Origin of the sequence: Flavobacterium erciyesense, assembly GCF_018069925.1 — a bacterium.
Classification (GTDB): domain Bacteria; phylum Bacteroidota; class Bacteroidia; order Flavobacteriales; family Flavobacteriaceae; genus Flavobacterium; species Flavobacterium erciyesense.
Genome location: NZ_JAGPXB010000012.1, coordinates 57,928 through 76,201, shown reverse-complemented (window position 1 = coordinate 76,201; position 18,274 = coordinate 57,928). Strand labels below are relative to the sequence as shown.

At 31.8% G+C, this 18,274-nt stretch carries 15 protein-coding genes; 13 read left to right on the top strand and 2 right to left on the bottom strand.

Annotation, left to right across the window (positions count from 1 at the left end; genetic code table 11):
- Positions 1-70 precede the first annotated feature (70 nt).
- The gene (locus KBJ98_RS12035) at positions 71-985 is read left to right on the top strand and encodes a hypothetical protein (RefSeq protein ID WP_210790992.1); all 915 of its coding nucleotides are present in this window, start codon (positions 71-73) and stop codon (positions 983-985) included.
- A 228-nt stretch (positions 986-1,213) separates the two neighbouring features.
- On the opposite strand, the gene KBJ98_RS12030 is transcribed toward KBJ98_RS12035, so the two are convergent.
- On the bottom strand, positions 1,214-2,752 hold the full coding sequence (locus KBJ98_RS12030) for an IS1182 family transposase (RefSeq protein WP_225899124.1): 1,539 nt from the start codon (positions 2,750-2,752) through the stop codon (positions 1,214-1,216).
- Between the two features lie 251 nt (positions 2,753-3,003).
- On the opposite strand from KBJ98_RS12030, the gene KBJ98_RS12025 reads away from it, so the two are divergent.
- The 5 genes from KBJ98_RS12025 to KBJ98_RS12005 all read left to right on the top strand — a co-directional run bounded on the left by KBJ98_RS12025 (position 3,004) and on the right by KBJ98_RS12005 (position 8,943).
- A complete protein-coding gene (locus tag KBJ98_RS12025; protein ID WP_132067610.1) occupies positions 3,004-3,684 on the top strand; it encodes a hypothetical protein in 681 nt (226 codons plus the stop codon).
- Positions 3,685-3,849: 165 nt separating this feature from the next.
- Positions 3,850-4,566 (top strand): endonuclease/exonuclease/phosphatase family protein, encoded by a 717-nt coding sequence (locus KBJ98_RS12020; RefSeq protein ID WP_132067606.1) that lies wholly within the window; start codon positions 3,850-3,852, stop codon positions 4,564-4,566.
- A 178-nt stretch (positions 4,567-4,744) separates the two neighbouring features.
- Positions 4,745-5,485: a proton-conducting transporter membrane subunit gene (locus KBJ98_RS12015; protein WP_210790990.1), complete on the top strand. Its 741-nt coding sequence runs from the start codon at positions 4,745-4,747 to the stop codon at positions 5,483-5,485.
- Positions 5,486-6,106: 621 nt separating this feature from the next.
- Complete coding sequence (locus tag KBJ98_RS12010; protein ID WP_210790988.1) at positions 6,107-7,666, top strand: type I restriction-modification system subunit M; 1,560 nt, start codon at positions 6,107-6,109, stop codon at positions 7,664-7,666.
- Between the two features lie 47 nt (positions 7,667-7,713).
- Positions 7,714-8,943, top strand: a complete 1,230-nt coding sequence (locus tag KBJ98_RS12005) for a restriction endonuclease subunit S (protein WP_210790987.1) — start codon at positions 7,714-7,716, stop codon at positions 8,941-8,943.
- Positions 8,944-8,992: 49 nt separating this feature from the next.
- Here the strand turns inward: KBJ98_RS12005 and KBJ98_RS12000 are convergent, their stop codons facing one another.
- Positions 8,993-10,090, bottom strand: coding sequence for a restriction endonuclease subunit S (locus tag KBJ98_RS12000; protein WP_225899123.1), 1,098 nt, complete (start codon positions 10,088-10,090; stop codon positions 8,993-8,995).
- A 77-nt stretch (positions 10,091-10,167) separates the two neighbouring features.
- On the opposite strand from KBJ98_RS12000, the gene KBJ98_RS11995 reads away from it, so the two are divergent.
- The 7 genes from KBJ98_RS11995 (at position 10,168) to KBJ98_RS11965 (ending at position 18,272) form a co-directional block, all read left to right on the top strand.
- Complete coding sequence (locus tag KBJ98_RS11995; protein ID WP_210790986.1) at positions 10,168-11,094, top strand: tyrosine-type recombinase/integrase; 927 nt, start codon at positions 10,168-10,170, stop codon at positions 11,092-11,094.
- A 100-nt stretch (positions 11,095-11,194) separates the two neighbouring features.
- Positions 11,195-14,068, top strand: coding sequence for a type I restriction endonuclease subunit R (locus KBJ98_RS11990; RefSeq protein WP_210790985.1), 2,874 nt, complete (start codon positions 11,195-11,197; stop codon positions 14,066-14,068).
- Positions 14,069-14,172: 104 nt separating this feature from the next.
- Complete coding sequence (locus tag KBJ98_RS11985) at positions 14,173-15,366, top strand: nuclease-related domain-containing protein (RefSeq protein WP_210790984.1); 1,194 nt, start codon at positions 14,173-14,175, stop codon at positions 15,364-15,366.
- A gap of 860 nt (positions 15,367-16,226) precedes the next feature.
- Entirely contained in the window at positions 16,227-16,580 is a 354-nt protein-coding gene (locus KBJ98_RS11980; protein WP_225899122.1) for a hypothetical protein, read from the top strand.
- A gap of 251 nt (positions 16,581-16,831) precedes the next feature.
- Positions 16,832-17,260: a hypothetical protein gene (locus tag KBJ98_RS11975; protein WP_210790983.1), complete on the top strand. Its 429-nt coding sequence runs from the start codon at positions 16,832-16,834 to the stop codon at positions 17,258-17,260.
- Positions 17,261-17,304: 44 nt separating this feature from the next.
- Positions 17,305-17,520, top strand: a complete 216-nt coding sequence (locus tag KBJ98_RS11970; RefSeq protein WP_210790982.1) for a hypothetical protein — start codon at positions 17,305-17,307, stop codon at positions 17,518-17,520.
- Positions 17,521-17,588: 68 nt separating this feature from the next.
- Positions 17,589-18,272, top strand: coding sequence for a HupE/UreJ family protein (locus tag KBJ98_RS11965; protein WP_210790980.1), 684 nt, complete (start codon positions 17,589-17,591; stop codon positions 18,270-18,272).
- Positions 18,273-18,274 lie beyond the last annotated feature (2 nt).

Genomic DNA, 18,274 nt, shown 5'->3' with positions numbered 1-18,274 from the left:
AGTACCAAAGACGCTGTAGTACCAGAACATTGGCGGTAATTTTAAAGAACGTAAATACTAAAGAGATAATATGAATTCATTCTTTAATTTTCAATTTGGAGAATTTAGTCAAGCTACTCCCAATTGGTTTGATTGGTTTTCGTTAATTAGTTCTTTAGTTATCAGTACTGCGAGTATATTTCTTGCATTTTATCTTGCGGAAAGAATTTATAAAAAGGAGAAGATTGATAGAAATACAGAAGATTTAAACATTCAAAATTCAGAAGTTCAATTATTCAAAAATAGTCTAATAGAATTAAATAGTGCTATTGAAAAACAAATTATTGATTTACAAAGTTATATTGTCAATAAAGATTTCAAATTAATATTTCATTCTGCCATTCAAGTTGATTTTCTACAATTTATAAATGTCAAATATTTATATAAAAATGCTGGTTTTAATAATATTGAGGCTATTAGTAATATAAATAATTTGATGACATCATTATACACACTTTATGATTTTAGAGAGTCGTTAAGAGATGAAGTTAGATCATACTTGAAAAAATATAATTATCATGAAAGTAAATTCTATTTATATCGTCAACTTCTTTATACAAAGTATTTTTCAATTTGTAATGTTAGGGCGGAATCAATTATTATAGACGAGGGTGTAAAGAAATGGAAATTTCACGACGATGATAAATTTATGCCGAGATATACTGAATTGATTTTGAAGACGTCCCAAGATACGTCGATTATCGATAACAATGGATTAAAAGACAGATCAAAATTGAATTCTGAGTTCGTTGTACCTTTAATTAATATCGCATTTGAATATGTGCCGGAAGATTTGAACGCGATTGAAATTAATGATATTGGTAATCAAGTTAACAGTGCATTCATAGATATGGAATCAATAACAGAAAAGCATTTTAATGTCATGGAATCATATCTTTCGAATCTACAATCAATAAGTTCGAAAGTTAAACTCTATTTGGCATAAGAAAAAGCTAACCGCCAACATCTACTACAACGGATTTGGACAATTGGCTTAATGGAAAGTTGGTTTTGTACTTAATTAAAAGTGATTAACCGAAAATCTCGCATCTTTATTCCCCAACCTCGCCAAGCGCAAGAACGTCAGGCTGTGAAAAAACCTTATTTCACTTTCAAAATCTTTAGATAATTCTGCTCAAGACTAAAATAGAAGACATTTAACGAGTCGTTTTTTTTAGGCTACAAATTTAGTTTGATAGAAATAGTGTTCTAAATTTAGCTTTAAATGCTCCATTTTTAGTAAAAACAAGACTTTTACCTTGTAGGGTGGGTTCCATTTTTTGAGTTTGGCAATGAGCTCGGGAACGCCGAGGATATTGATACTGCGTTTGATATTATACACCAGCATAATCAGGCTGTGTTCTCCATTTACTTTTTCTAATCCCGTTAAGTTGGTATGGTTATAGCCCCATTGCCGTTTGATGGTGCCAAAAATATGTTCGTTGATTTCCTGTCGCTTGCGGTAGAGCTGTGGATTTTCATGATAGCGCTTGTTGTTTTCTTCTACGGCATCGGCATATTGACTGCGGTCTATTTCCCGACCTGCTGCTCTACTGGTACATAAATGCTTTACTGGACATTCTTTACATTTTGGCGTTCGATATTTTTTAAACTCATAACTGTCTTTTAAGCTAGTTTTCTTGTGCCACCTTCCTGTAGTTTTGAGTGTTTCTCCTTGTGGACAAGTGTAGGTATCGGTTGTTTTGTCGTATTTAAATTGGGCTACTAGATAATCGGTAGTTGTGCCGTTTTCGTTACTTTTTCCTTGTTCGGGCTGTGCTACAATTGTAGTGATCTTGGCCTGTTTGCAGGCTTCCATTTCCCGCCCGTTATGATAGCCTTTATCAACTAAAGCTGTATAGGTGTCAATCCCTAGATTCTCTTTGGCCTCGATAGCTATTGCCGATAAAGCACTGCGATCATTACGGTTGATCGTGTGGGTAGCCACCACAAGATTGTGTTTGGCATCTACTGCCGCTTGCATATTGAAGGAGATTTCAACCACCTGCCCTTGAACCAACAATGCCCTGGCATCGCCATCGGTGGTGCTTATTTGAGGTTCACCACTTTCTTTCAGCTTTTCTTCCAGCAATTCATAGCGGATTTTGTTTTGCTTTAATCGTTCTATCTTTTGTTGAATGTTTTGGATTTTAGCCGGGTTTTCTTTAGCATCATTTTCTTCCAAAGCGTCTAGGTATTCTTGGGTTTTACTTTCAATATATTCAAGGTGTTTGTCGATTTTCTTTTGGTTGAAGTTGGCTTTTTTGCTATTGTGGGCTCGGCTTTTGGTGCCATCGATAGCAATGGTTTCTCCGCCTATCAAATCGGCTTCTTTCAAGAAGGAAACAAATAGTTTGAAGGTGTTCTTTAAAGCAACTGGGTTGTTTTTTCTGAAATCGGTAATACTGTGGTAATTGGGACGAATGTCTTCTAAAAGCCATTGCATTTCGATGTTTCTCAAACATTCCTTTTCTAGATTGCGACCACTCCTGATTCCGTTAAGATAGCCGTATAAATACATTTTTAGAAACACTTTACTATTGAAACTTGGGCGACCTTCGGTCTTGAGCGTTTTTATAGCAAATTCGAGCTTAGAAAGGTTCATATTCTCTACAAAGGCATCAATAAAGCGTACCTGATTATCAGGACCTATAGTGTCTTCTAAACTTGAAAAACGAATTTGTTGGCGGGAAATTCCGGTGATGTGTTGCATTCTTAAAAATAAGAATAATCTTCTTTTTATACAAGTATTTTGCTATATTTGGTGCTAATACAACGGAGGTTTTTTCACAGACTGACGTTACCTGCAAGTTATCAACACGATGGGACTAAAAACAAAAAGGGCTCTTAAATTTAAGAACCCTTTTTTTAATCTTTTACTTAATTACGTTTCCACGAAGGAAAGAGGCTTTATCAAGTCTATATGTTGCAAATTTACAAATAAATATTTAAATTGCAACACATATGAAAAAAGATTTACGCTATAAATATTTATCGAGACCAAGATATAATCGCTATTTAGCAGCAACTGCGAATAATAATGAAAGAGCAAAAAGATTATATAATGCAAATATAAGATTAGCTCAAGCATTTCATCCTATTCTGAGCCAATTTGAAGTTATTTTAAGAAATGCTCTTTGTTTAAAAATGTCAACTCATTTTGCTGACCCAGATTGGATAATTAATCAAAAATCTGGCTTTATGAGTCATCCTTCTTTGAATAGTTCTCATAATTTTCTTAGAAGTTCAGTCCGTAAAACAGAAAATAATTTGACACGGAGAGGAATTCCAATTACAAGTGGAAAAATAATATCCGATCAAAATTTTGGTTTTTGGTTGGCATTCTTTTTACCACATCATTATGCACTAGTTGGTGGTCAGCCTATATACATATTCCCAAATAAACCCGCAGTAGAAGATAGAGCAAGCCTATACTCAAAACTTGATGATTTACGAAGTTTCAGAAATAGAGTAAATCACTGTGAACCAATATGTTTTAACGCTCATAATATTGATTGCTCTGAAGCAATTGATATAAGGACAAAACTATACAGTCTTGTCGAATGGATAAATCCCGATTTAATAAATTTTCTAAAAACGGTAGACAATACTCAAAGTAAAATTGACAAGATAATGAATATATAACCTGCAGGTAACACACGCTACAAGCAATTTGGGGATTAGGCTTAATTTAAATATGGTTTTGTATTTGGAAGATTAAGCAAATCCGAATAATGGGCTTAATTTAATCCCAAACTACTTGTAGCGCGGGGACGTTAGCCGTCATAGTAAAAAACGAAACAGACGAAATTGAAAATAATAACTTGGAATTGTAACGGAGCATTTAGGAAAAAGTTTGAAAACATTACAGACTTAAATGCTGACATATATATTATTCAAGAATGTGAAAACCCATCCGAATCCAAAGACAAAAAATATCAAGAATGGGCTGAAAATTATATTTGGATTGGAGATAACAAAAATAAAGGACTAGCAATTTTTGCAAAACCAGAGATTAAGTTGGAAAAATTAGATTGGTCTAACCAATTCAAAGACCATTCAGTAAAGCATTTTTTGCCTTGTAAAATAAATATGGATTTTAACTTGCTTGCTGTTTGGACACACAGAAATAATTCGCCTAATTTTGGTTACATAGGTCAATTATGGAAATATCTACAAGTCAATAAAGACAAATTAAATGAGTCAATTATTGCAGGAGACTTTAATAGTAACACAATTTGGGACGAATGGGACAGATGGTGGAATCACTCTGATGTAGTAAAAGAATTTAAAGAAATTGGTATCGAAAGTTTTTATCACAAGTTTACAGGAGAACTTCACGGCAAAGAAACTATACCAACTTTACATTTTCAAAAAAAATCAACAAGACCTTATCATATTGATTACATTTTTGGTACTCAAAAATTTACCGAAAAAATAATAAAATTTGAAATTGGACAATTTGATAGATGGATAAAAATAAGTGACCATATGCCGATTATGTGTGAAATTGAACAATGTGAATAAAAACAACGACCGCCAACAGCCACTACAACGGATTTGGGTATTAGACATAATGGAAAGTTAGTTTTTTACTTGGATGATTTGGCAAATCCGAAAATAAGGCTTAATTTAATCCTAAACCCGCTGTAGTACCAGAACGTTGGCAGACAGCTTGTTGAACCGAACAGAAAATACACAATTAATGTCAATATTAAAAGAATTAAACGAATCACATATTTCAATAAAAGGACTTTCAATTTCATTATTTTTAGTTCCCTTTTGGTACATATCTTTTTATTTATTTGGAAATGATTTTTATAAATTGGCAGGTAATATTGTTGTTTTAGCATTTTGTATTATAGTTAGTGTAACTTCTTCTGTCTTAAGTTTAATGTTTTGTGATAAAGTAAATAGATTAGCAAGAGTAGAAACTTCTTTAATAAATAATATGTCTGTTTCGGTAATATTACTTACTTTTTGGATTTCATTTTTAATATTTATAACATATTCAATAGAGTTCTTATTCAACAAATTAACTTACTTATATGTTTTTATAGTTATTTATTATACGCCAATTCTCGGTTTTAATGCTTTAGCTATGGTATGGGATAACCAAAAAGCCAAAATAGAAGAGGAAAAAGAAAATCAAATTACTATAACAATTAATTCAGTTGATAAAGAAACCAAGCAACGTAGAGTTAATAAATTTGATACTGTAATCGTAAGAAAAGAAGGGATTGGGTATTTAATGAAAACTTTTGATAAAGTAGGACAATATGTAACAGATCCTACGGGGTCAGTTAAAATTAAGATTGATTCTTCAAAAATATGTGATATTTCAGTGTCTGGCTTAAATGTATTGGGTGGAGATATGTATAATCCTGGATATTTAAAAGATGGGCAAGAGATAAATATAGAAGTTGTCTCTATTAGAAATAAGTAAAAAGTAGTCGAACAAAGAAAGCCGAGCAAATGCTCGGCTTTCTTATTTTACATCATTGAGCAAACCCGAAACTTTGTTGATACTTGCCTGCCAAAACAATAAATAGCATATGTTTTAATGTGGTCTGTAATTACTTCCTTCAACTCTTTTTTGCTATGAAAATTCAATTGCACTCATAATTTTAAATTTTAGTTTATACTTATCCGAAAAATTGTATTTTTGTTTAGTACATGCAAGGAAGCAATAGATTGTGCCGTAACGACTAAGGGGAATTGTATCTCACAAAAGCAAGCTTGTTTTTACCAAAAATCGATTTTTTTTAAAGAATTTTAAATACCTTTGAACTATACGATGACAAGATTGCTTTGTATGAGAGGATGCTGAAGGAGAAAGATGAAATGATGCAACGACTTGAAAAACTAATCAATAAATTACTTCGGGATAATTCTTATTTATAATTAAGGCTCAACTAATTAGTTGAGCCTTTTTAATTGCATGATTATTATCTTTTACTAAAAAATGATTATTCGTTATATCCATAAGTCATAACACCAAAAGTTTATTACATTAGTGCCTTCTTAAGGATTATTAATCCCTAATCTTAATAAACAATTATTTCAAATGTCAGAAGAACAGAAAAAAATATTGGAGCAACAGCTTTGGAATATAGCGAATACTTTACGAGGAAAGATGAATGCGGATGAATTCAGGGATTATATACTAGGTTTTATATTTTATAAATATTTGGCTGAAAAAATGGAAATTTTCGCCAACTCTATTTTAGAACATGATAATATTCAATTCAGGAATATTGACGAAAACACAGTAGAGGGTCAAGAATATATTGAGGCAATAAAAGAGGAAGCTCTTGAAAACTTAGGCTATTTTTTGAAGCCATCTGAGCTTTTCAGTGAAATTGCAAAAAGAGGAAACAGTGGTAGTAATAATTTCATTCTGGAAGATTTACAAAAAATCCTAACCAATATTCAGTTGAGTACGATGGGGACTCAAAGTGAAGAAGATTTCGAAGATCTTTTTTCAGATATGGACTTAAACAGTAATAATTTAGGGCGGACTGCTGAAGCAAGAAACGCAATCATAGTAAAAGTTTTAGTGCATCTTGATGAAATTGATTTTAAGCTGGAGCATACTGAACTAGATGTATTAGGTGATGCTTACGAATATCTGATTGGTCAGTTTGCTAGTGGTGCAGGTAAAAAGGCAGGAGAATTTTATACCCCGCAGGAGGTTTCTAAAATTCTGGCAAAGATTGTTACAACAGGTAAAAATAGATTAAAATCAGTATATGACCCTACCTGTGGTTCAGGATCGCTATTGTTGCGTGTTGCCAAAGAGGTAAAAGATGTCAATAATTTTTATGGACAGGAGATGAACCGCACAACGTACAATCTTGCCCGTATGAACATGATACTCCATGGCATACATTATCTAAAATTCAATATAAAACAAGAGGACACTTTAGAGCACCCGCAACATTTGAATGATATGCCATTTGAAGCCATTGTGGCAAATCCTCCTTTTTCTGCCAATTGGAGTGCAAATCCTTTATTTCTGAATGATGACCGTTTTAGTCAATACGGAAAGTTGGCTCCGGCAAGTAAAGCCGATTTTGCTTTCGTACAGCATATGATTTATCATTTAGCGGAAAACGGTACCATGGCGATTGTATTGCCGCATGGCGTATTGTTTCGTGGCGCAGCAGAATTACACATTCGTAAATATCTAATTGAACAAAAAAATTACTTAGATGCAGTAATTGGTTTACCTGCAAATATTTTTTATGGCACCAGTATTCCTACATGTATTTTGGTTTTCAAAAAATGTCGAGAAACACCGGATGATATTTTATTTATAGATGCCAGCAAAGAATTTGAAAAGGTTAAAAATCAAAATATGTTGCGAGACAATCACATCACTAAGATTGTAGAAACCTATCGTAATAGAACAGTAATTGAAAAATACAGTCATTTGGCTAGTTTAAAAGAAGTTGCTGGGAACGATTATAATTTAAATATTCCTCGTTATGTGGATACATTCGAAGAACAAGAAGAAATTGATATCCAAAAGGTAATGTTCGAAATTAAAGAACTTGAAGCAAAACGAACCAATCTCGATAAGGAAATAGATGTTTATTTAAAAGAATTAGAACTAGTTTTTTAATTTCTTAAATCCTTAATGTTTTTAATAACGAAAAATAAATAATCGAGATGCCGAATAAAAAATTAAAAGTAGGTAACGTTCCTAATTTGAGATTTCCAGGGTTTGATAATGAGTGGGAAGTTAGAAAGATGGGGGAAGTAGCTACGTTTTCAAAAGGGAAAGGAATCTCAAAAAGTGATATTGAAGAAGGCGGTACTTACGAATGTATAAGATACGGAGAATTATACACATATTATGGTGAAACTATAGATGAAATAAAGTCTAGAACTAATGCTAATGTATCAAGATTGGTGCTTAGTGAAGCAAATGATGTTATCATTCCGGCATCTGGAGAAACAACGATCGATATTGCAACTGCTTCATGTGTTTTAAAATCGGGAGTTGTCTTAGGAGGTGATTTGAATATAATAAAAACGCAAAATAACGGTGTATTTTTATCCTATTACTTAAACAGTAAAAAAAAGATGGAAATAGCAAATTTGGCACAAGGAATTTCCGTAGTCCATTTATATTCAAGCCAATTAGCTATGTTGAATCTTAATTTGCCAACTTTAAAAGAACAGAATAAAATTTCTGCTTTTCTCTCTAAGCTTGATGAAAGAATCCAAACCCAAAACAAAATAATTGAGGGTTTAAAATTGTCAAAGCAAACGCTGATTAAAAAAATATTTTCCAGAGAATTGAGATTTAATAATGATAATGAAATTAGCTATCCTGATTGGCAAATAAAAAAGTTAGGAGAGATAACACTGCCTGTGAGCAAGAGAAATAAAAACAATGAAAAATTACCTGTTTATTCCATAAATAACAGATTAGGCTTTGTGCCACAAAATGAGCAATTTGAAGGTATTAGCAGTGACGATAGAGGTTATGACATCACACTTTACAAAGTAATTGATAAGTATACTTTTGCATATAATCCTGCAAGAATAAATGTTGGATCTATTGGATATAGCAGAGATTTAGAAAACATCATTATAAGTTCTTTGTATGTTTGTTTTATAACAAATGACTATATAGATGATAATTTTTTATTTCAATATCTTAAAACCGAAAAATTTAATAAAGAAGTTCTTAAGAATGTCGAAGGAGGAGTTAGAGATTATCTTTTTTATGAAAATTTTGCAAGAATTCTATTTGAAATGCCTTGCATCGAAGAACAGAATAAAATAGCTGATTTCCTTTGTACTTTTGATAACAAAATTGATATGGAAACGGGGTATTTAAAAAAGTTAGAAGAACAGAAAAAGTATCTGCTTCAAAATATGTTTGTTTAATCTACGGCGATCTACAAAAATCAACAAACTTTAAAAAAAAAAGACAGTTTTAGATAAACATTTGCTGTGATAAATATTCTTTCTGTTTCTTAAGCTGCATCAAAATTTCTTTTTCGTTCCCAATCTTTTGTTCGAAAGCTGAAAGGAACTTTGAAATTGTAAGCTGCTCTTCAATAGATGGAATTTTTACTTTTATTTTTTCGATTGTAGTTTTAGATAAACTTGGAACACCCGATGCTTCATTGTATTCTAACCAATTAATTGTCTGAAAAAGATGAAATACAAATTTAGGAATACAATATTGGAATGAATGAGTATAGAATAATGTATCAACTGTCCAAATTTTACCATTGTAATACATCGGTTTGTTTATTGTACCTTTTCTTCCAATGCATACTGTTTCGCCATCGTATAGATATGAATTGACAGATGTCATATAGCCTCCACTTCCAAAAACAGGAATATCACCATGCACTAAATGTTTATAATCCTTTCCATTCCCAATTTTCAAAATGTCACCAATTTTTAGTTCAGACCATCCTGAAAATTCATTTCCACTTCCATCCTTAAATCTCAATTCTTGGGAAAAAATTTTATTGCTCAACGTAAACTTTAATGTTTCTAAACCCTTAATTATTTTGTTTTGGGTTTGAATACGATTATCTAATAGTTCAAAAAAAAATGCTATCCTGCTTTGCTCTAGGGAATTGGGATAATGTATTTTAATATTTCCTAAATCTGATGAATTAATTGCCGGATAACTTGTACCTGTGCATCTTTCAATAACTTTGTCAACAAACTTTTGATTATGTAGATACTGAAAAACGAACTGAGAATTTTGTAATGTTCTAATTTGTGCATATCCTGTAGAGGCTACATAGTCACCTTCTTTATCAAAATACAAATTGTTCTTCTGATAAGGTCTTACCATCTGAAATAATATATCACCTTTTGTTAATCTTCTTTGGGCTCTACTCGGGGCTTCATCTTTTGAAATTCTTTCTTCTTTTAACAAACGTCCGTTAACTACACTTTCCAAATCAATATAGATAAATGAAAAGGGCAAGTTTTCATTTTTAGGATTTATAATATTAATATCAGCCAATTTCTTCGTTTCCCATTCTTCAGTAAACCCTGGAAATCTCAAATTAGGAACCTTAGTGATATTTAAATCCTCAATTCTTTATTTCTTTCCTTTGAAATTAATAAAAAAATTAATTAATAATGAATGATCAAAAACAAATTTTAGAGGTAATTGACCTATGGAAAACAAACAAAAAACAGTACGTGAAAAAATCAAGTTTTTCTGCTTATACACTTTTAATCGAAAATCACATACTACCCATATTTGGTAATAAATATTCGATTGAGGAAGCAGAAGTGCAGGCTTTTGTATTTCAAAAATTGGAATCAGGTTTAAGTCAAAAAACAATCAAGGATATTCTAATTGTTCTGAAAATGATTCTTAAGTATGGTGCTAAACACAAGTGGACGGATTATATTCCATTTGACATACAATTTCCAACAGAACGAGAAAAATATACGATTGAGGTATTAAACCGTTCAGATCAGAAAAAAATTATGAATTACATACAAGAGCATTTTACATTTCGAAATTTAGGGGTTTATATTTGCTTAAGCTCTGGTATGCGTATAGGAGAAGTTTGTGCCCTTACTTGGGAAGATGTTGATACAGACAATGGTGTTATCAGCGTTAACAGAACTATCCAACGTATTTACGTTATTGAAGATGGAAGTAGAAAAACAGAACTCATTTTAGACACACCAAAAACAAAAAATTCTATACGTGAAATCCCAATAAGTAAAGATTTATTAAGAATACTCAAACCATTTAAAAAAATTGTTAACCCATCGTTTTTTGTTTTAACCAACGATGCAAAGCCAACTGAGCCCCGGACTTATCGCAGTTATTATAAAAACTTAATGGAACATTTGAAGATGCCAGATTTGAAGTTTCATGGGCTAAGGCACAGTTTCGCTACTAGGTGTATTGAAAGTAATTGCGATTACAAAACCGTAAGTGTCCTTTTGGGACATTCTAATATCAGTACAACCTTAAATCTCTATGTTCATCCCAATATGGAACAGAAAAAGAAAGCAATCGAACAAATGTTTAAAGCTTTGAGGTAAACTTTTAGATTATGAATTAGGAGAAGTGGAAGAAACCTCTTTATTTTGTTAAATTTGATATTTTAAAGCTAAACATAACAACTCCTAATTCATAATTATTTTGAGCAAACAGTCTGAACAAATCTTAGAGGAACAACTTATAATCCAATTACAAAAATTAGGATATAAATATAAGACTATTGCGAATGAAAAAGAGTTGTTGACAAACTTGAAAACGCAACTTGAAAAGCACAATAACATTCAATTTAGTGAGACTGAATTTGAAAAAGTACTGAATATTGTTAACAAAGGGTCAGTATTTGAAAAAGCCAAAATTTTGCGTGAAACAAAACATCATATCTTAAGAGATAATGGTGATAACCTCTATTTTGAATTTCTAAACATAGAACATTGGTGCCAAAATGAATATCAGGTTACAAATCAGATTACACAGGAAGGTAAATACGAAAATCGGTATGATGTAACCTTGCTAATTAATGGATTACCATTAGTGCAGATAGAACTGAAGCGTAGAGGGTTGGAAATGAAAGAAGCTTTCAACCAAATCAATCGCTATCAAAAACATAGTTTTGGAGCAGGAAAAGGCTTGTTTCATTTTGTGCAACTATTTATTATTAGTAACGGTGTAAACACCAAGTATTTCAGCAACTTCGGCACTCATAAACAGGAATATTTACAAACGTTCCATTGGACCGACGAGAACAATAATCCTCTTAATAACATTCTGAACGGTTTTACTGACACTTTCTTAGAGCCCTGTCATATCAGTAAAATGATATGTAAATATATTGTACTTAACGAAACTGATAAAAGGTTAATGGTACTTCGTCCATATCAATATTATGCCGTGGAAAGTATTATCAAAAAAGTTACCGAAAACGAAATATTAAATGGATATAATGTAGAGAAAAACGGATATATCTGGCATACCACAGGAAGTGGAAAAACCTTAACAAGTTTCAAAGCCAGCCAAATTTTATCAAAAATCACAGCTATTAAAAAAGTAGTTTTTGTAGTAGATAGAAAGGATTTGGATTATCAAACAAATAAGGAATACGATAGCTTTAGCAAAGGCTCAGTAAGCTCAGCAACCAACACAGATGACCTTATCAGGAAATTCAATGATCCGAATGCAAAAATTATTGTTACAACGATTCAAAAGCTTAATAATGCTATTTCAGGGCGGAATTTAGCTAAAATGAAAGGCCTTAAGAACGAAAGAATGGTATTTATATTTGATGAATGTCATCGTTCACAATTTGGTGATACGCACCAAAATATTGTTAGCTATTTTGAAAATATTCAATTATTTGGCTTTACAGGTACACCAATTTTAGCTGAGAATGCCAATGGAGAAAAAACCACAGCTAGCTTATTTGGCAAATGCCTTCACAAATATGTAATTACAGATGCTATTAGAGATGAAAATGTTTTAAGATTCTCAATTGAATATATTCAAACTTTCAAGAAAAAAGATAATATAATTGATTTGAAAGTTGAAAAAATTAATGAAGCTGAAGTTTTTGAAGCTCCTGAACGTAAAGAAGCGATAGTTGATTATATCATTCAACACCACGATCAGAAAACACAATCAAAAAAATTCTGTGCGATGATGTGTGTTCAAGATATTGATGCCGTTATTGAGTACTACGAAATTTTTAAGCATAAGAAACTGAATGGTGAACATAATTTAAAAATAGCAACTATTTTTAGTTATGCCCAAAACGAGGAAGAGATAGAGGATCAATTATCCAGTCGACTGAATATGGCTGCTGAGCCCCAAGAACAGTATGGTTTCAAACCACATCGCAGAGAATTATTGGAAACCTATGTGCAAGATTTCAACGAACTATTTGGAATGGCAGAAAATATCAAGGATAGTGAAGGCTTTTATAATTATTATAATGCTGTTGCCAGAAAATCAAAACATCCTAAACATGAAACGGATATTTTATTAGTTGCTAATATGTTTTTAACGGGTTATGATAGTAAAAATCTAAATACATTGTATGTTGACAAGAACCTACAATACCATGGACTAATTCAAGCTTTTAGCCGTACCAATCGCACATTAGACAAAAACAAGACACAGGGAAATATTGTATGCTTTCGAAATCTAAAAGATAAAACAGATGAAGCAATTGCCTTATTTAGTAATAAGGAGGCAATTGACGAAATTATTGTTGAACCTTATGAAGTTTATACAGAAAAATTCAATGAAGTAACTCAAAAATTATTAGAAATTGTTCCTCAGATTAGTGCAGTAGATGATTTATATACTGAAGAAGATAAGCTACAGTTTATTTTGACATTCAGGGCACTTATCCGCTTACACAAAAAAATGAGTCATTATTCCGAATTTACTTGGAATGATTTACGAATAGAGGAACAGCTATTTGCAGATTACACCAGTAAGTATCTGGATTTGAAAGATAAACTTAGCAACAGTACTTTCATAGAAAAAACATCTATTTTAAACGACATTGACTTCGAATTGGAGTTGATTAGACGCGATACAATCAATGTTACTTACATTATTCAACTATTAATTAAGTTTAAATTAAAACACAGTTCAAAAGATAAAGAAAGTATTGAAAAGGAGATCACAAACTTATTGAATACCGAAGTGTCATTAAGAAGTAAAAGAGAACTGATTGAGAAATTTATTCAAGAAAGTCTACCTCACATTGAGGATACTGATATTATCCCCGAAGAATTTGAAAAATTCTGGAATGAAGAACAAGAAAAAGCACTCCAAGATTTGGTAAAAACAGAAAACCTTTCTGAAGAAAAAACAGAAAAACTTATAGAAAATTATCTTTTTACGGAACGTGAACCTTTAAGAAAAGAAATTTTAGACCTTCGCATAGACGGAAGGCCTAGCGTTCTAAAATCTAAAGAAGTGGGTGACCGAATATTGAATAAAATTTTAGATTTCGTAGATACTTTTGTTAATGGTATATCTGGACTGTAATACCGAACAAAATTACAATGCCATATCGCATTAATTTTTTGCTGTATAAATCGAAGTATATTTCAACATAAATCATGATCTTATAAAAAAATGGGGCAATAACTATGACAATTGAGGAAAGGATATACAAAGAACTATTACACGAACCTGCATCAATTTGGTTTATCAATGATGATTTTGGAGCGAAGGTCATGGTAAAGATAACTTCGCCTCTTATAAAATCAATAATGAAAGGTTGTGTCATTGAATTTCTATTCGGCAAGGACTGCTTACATCAACCAGCAATATTTCATTCGGGACTACGAATTTATGACGATCTCATAAATTATGCTGCAGTTATAGGGACAGCACGTTTCCCCGACGAGCATAACTCTCTTGCTGCAATCATGAACCGTAGCTTTACGCACATTCATTTTCATAATGAACTTAGCATTTGCGTTGCAACTGCAAAGCTCTCATTCAGCATTGCCGACCAGTTCCGAGTACTAAATCTACAAATCAATCCCGAAAGTCTGTACTGCGGTAAATTTGATGAAAGAATTTCTCGTTCGCTGGATTGTTTTGACCACAGTATTAAAATGGAAAGTCAACACAAGAATGTCTACAAAATAGAAACCATTGCAATCGAGGGAAAACTACAGGACTGGATTATTATGAAAAATACAGTCATCGGATTTAACGAAACAAACCATGTAACGGTTGATGATAAAGATGAAGGGAGCATTCTCGAAAAAGAAGTAACAATCATTCTTGATGATCTTTTTAAACAAAAGCTATTCTTGAATCCACAAATTGCACGCACTAAAGGTTATCGTGAATTAACTGATGTTCTTGCAATTTCTGATAATGGTATTTTTTTAATAGAAAGTAAGGCACTCGGGGTCATAGACAGTCCCTCTAATAAAGCTATGGAGAAGAAGGTTAAGGGTCTGCAAAAGCAAATCTCCACAGGAATTGACCAGCTTGTCGGGGCTTCGAAAAAAATCACAGCCAACACAACAATATATGATAAGCATTTGGAGGAAATTATTTTTGACAAAGCTCCTTTTCTTCATTGCATTGTTTTGGTTTCTGAATTATTCCCTTTTGGTGATTGGAAGGAAATAGAATATAAGATATTTAATGCAATGACCGAAAACAGAATATATCTTAACGTCATCGATTTACGCGAATTTATGCAGTATATAGGTCACGCGCGAGGAAGTAATGACCGCCTCAATCTAATGCTTATTGAAAGGGTTGAAGCCTTTGTGAAAAATGAGAATATTCACATGAAGCTAAATATTATTGATAAATAGGATTTGAAGTTGTCTTTAAAACTATATAGTCGACTTTAAACTAAAGAAACAATCTATAATATTTTTTTTGTTAGCTCTCATTTCATCTAACATTTTAAAGCAAAAACCACTAATACTGCTCTTTTCTTCAAATGTCAATGTATTAGAAATAACATTATTTGAATTTGCTGTATCAACAATTCTGATGAATTGAATATTTCGCGCAATAAAATAAATTACATTGGTTAAACGCTTAGAAGCTGGAGATCTTCTAGTAAAAGGTTCAAATTTTTGTATATCAAGGTTCTCGTTTATTAGCATTTAAAAGTGTGACCATGATTGGATTTGAACCAAATTAATTTGATTTACAACTTACTCAATTTCTTCAAATCCTACATAAAATGGTTCGTAAACGGTACCGTATGGACCACCATTAAATTTAAAAAACTTGTAAACCTTTAGTTTTACTGACTTTTTTATGGTTCGACTATTTTTTTTAATTTTTTACAAAATAGATAATACACTTATAATAAGACATGTAAAGGTTCTGAACCAGATGAGTTATCAAATTAAATTCTATAACAAATACTATCTTGGCCCAAAGGGATAATTTATATATTTGATTTCGGTTCATATACAACCAGTTATTAAATCCAAATAGCAAAGAATAAATCAACTCCGTGTATATATTGTAAAATTCGCACCATTGGTGCAAAAAATGAATACGGTTTTGTAATTCCCAAGATGAAAATTATAATACTTTTTCCTAAAACAAAAAATATTAATATTTAGATATGGTCGTAACTTACTAAACTTTTTCTATTTTTGTAAAAATTAATTCTCTGAAAAAAATAATTGCCATATTATTCCTTTCCATATTTTTGTGTGCCAACACAGAGGTAGGGCAATTATTGAAACTATCCAACTTAGCAGAACACTTTACAGAACATCACGATCAAGATGATGATAAGCACGGGATTTCTTTTTTAGATTTTATAGCTATTCATTATAATGATAGCCAACATCATTCTAATCAGGAAAAAGACAATCATCAAAATTTACCTTTTAAGACTATTAACCAATCTGTTAATAATGTCCTTGCCTTTGAAAACATAACCGAGTTTTCATTTCGTCAGCCAAATATTATTTCTGTAAAGAGTTCAGTTCCATTTACTCCTGAATTTTACAATTCCGATGTTTTTGCATGCATCTGGCTTCCACCCAAATTGAGCTAAATTAATTTTTCAATGCTTAATTAATGATATTGTGAATATTTCTAATTAAGTATTAAAAGTACTTTGCTATATACGTATAGCGGATTTTTCTGTGAATCAATTTCACTAACATTCTGTATTAAAAAAACAAGTTTTTAGTGTGTTAATGCATCCGAATAACTAAAATCATTTTTTAGCCGTATACGCTATGAATTGACTTTTTAGTACTGTCTAAGACATACTCAATTACTTTTAACACTTCAACATCAAAGATGAAAATAATTAGATCCATTGCAGCTGCGATACTGTTAACTATTGCAGGCACAACAATTTCACAGGCACAAGTAAGCACTAATACTGTCAAAACGCCACACGGTGGAATAATACAAAATTCAGGCGACTACAAAATAGAAATGGTCGAAAGAGAAAACAATATTAGTTTTTACGTACTCAATGCAAAAGGAAAAACAGTTTCAAATAAAAAAATTACTGGATCGGCTGTTTTTGAATTTTTCAATAAAACAAAAGCAACTAATCCAGTTTCTTTGGACACCAACAATTCTTTATTTGTCTATGTTCCTAAAGCAAATATATATGCTTATTGTACAATTACATTACTAGTAAATGGAAAAACAATCTCTTCTAAATTTAGAAACAGCGAAGTTTCTGAACAAGATATTAATCATGGACATCAACATTAATTCAATTTTATTATTCTTTATAAACCCAATTTAAATTTACAATTATGAAAAAAAATTTAATCGTAGCAACGATCGCAATCGGAATGTTTATTTCTTGCAACAAAAAAGCAGATAACGAAACTAAAAACACTGAAGTTCAAACTACGGAAACCACAGAACAGGTGCAAGTAATGACAGATACTACTAACCAAAAAAGTATGGATAGTATTAATCAAGTGGAGCAAGACAAAGTTGATGCGGCTCACGGACACACGCATTAATATAATTTAACAGGCTGCTTCTCTTCCGAAAATTTCAGGAGAGGAGTAGTTTTTAAAAGAAAATAAAAATGAATTCAAAAAAAATAATATTTCTTGTTTTACTTTTTTTTGTTGGCATCACAGTCGTTTTTGCTCATGGTGTCGATGAAAATACACAAACTTTTTTGTCAGGAAATGATGGTGTTGCTTTTGGTCCGTTTCTTTACATTGGTGCAAAACACATGCTTACGGGTTACGATCATTTGCTTTTTTTAGTTGGCGTTATCTTTTTCCTCTATCGCCCTAAAGAAGTACTGCTTTATGTAAGTTTCTTCACGATTGGTCATAGTGCAACATTGTTGTTTGGCGTTATGAGTAATATATCAATCAATGCGTATTTAATTGATGCCATCATTGCACTTTCAATAGTGTATAAAGGTTTTGATAATTTAGGTGGTTTCAAGAGATTTTTCGGAACGCAACCCAATACAAAAGCAGCTGTTTTGATTTTCGGATTGTTTCATGGCTTCGGGCTTGCTAGCAAATTGCAAGACTTCAAATTTGAAAAAGAAGGATTGTTTACCAATCTGCTTGGGTTCAATATTGGTGTAGAAATTGGTCAGTTCATAGCATTAACTTTTGTGCTAATTCTGATTACTTTATGGCGCAGACATTCCAGCTTTATGAAATTTTCAACAATAACAAATACGCTGCTTATGGCGGCTGGATTTACATTAATCGGATATCAGTTAACAGGTTATTTTACATCTTAAAA

Coding starts and splice junctions, on each gene's coding strand:
- KBJ98_RS12035 (WP_210790992.1), top strand. CDS start 71: ATGAATTCATTCTTTAATTTTCAATTTGGAGAATTTAGTCAAGCTACT.
- KBJ98_RS12030 (WP_225899124.1), bottom strand. CDS start 2,752: ATGCAACACATCACCGGAATTTCCCGCCAACAAATTCGTTTTTCAAGT.
- KBJ98_RS12025 (WP_132067610.1), top strand. CDS start 3,004: ATGAAAAAAGATTTACGCTATAAATATTTATCGAGACCAAGATATAAT.
- KBJ98_RS12015 (WP_210790990.1), top strand. CDS start 4,745: ATGTCAATATTAAAAGAATTAAACGAATCACATATTTCAATAAAAGGA.
- KBJ98_RS12010 (WP_210790988.1), top strand. CDS start 6,107: ATGTCAGAAGAACAGAAAAAAATATTGGAGCAACAGCTTTGGAATATA.
- KBJ98_RS12005 (WP_210790987.1), top strand. CDS start 7,714: ATGCCGAATAAAAAATTAAAAGTAGGTAACGTTCCTAATTTGAGATTT.
- KBJ98_RS11995 (WP_210790986.1), top strand. CDS start 10,168: ATGAATGATCAAAAACAAATTTTAGAGGTAATTGACCTATGGAAAACA.
- KBJ98_RS11985 (WP_210790984.1), top strand. CDS start 14,173: ATGACAATTGAGGAAAGGATATACAAAGAACTATTACACGAACCTGCA.
- KBJ98_RS11975 (WP_210790983.1), top strand. CDS start 16,832: ATGAAAATAATTAGATCCATTGCAGCTGCGATACTGTTAACTATTGCA.
- KBJ98_RS11970 (WP_210790982.1), top strand. CDS start 17,305: ATGAAAAAAAATTTAATCGTAGCAACGATCGCAATCGGAATGTTTATT.
- KBJ98_RS11965 (WP_210790980.1), top strand. CDS start 17,589: ATGAATTCAAAAAAAATAATATTTCTTGTTTTACTTTTTTTTGTTGGC.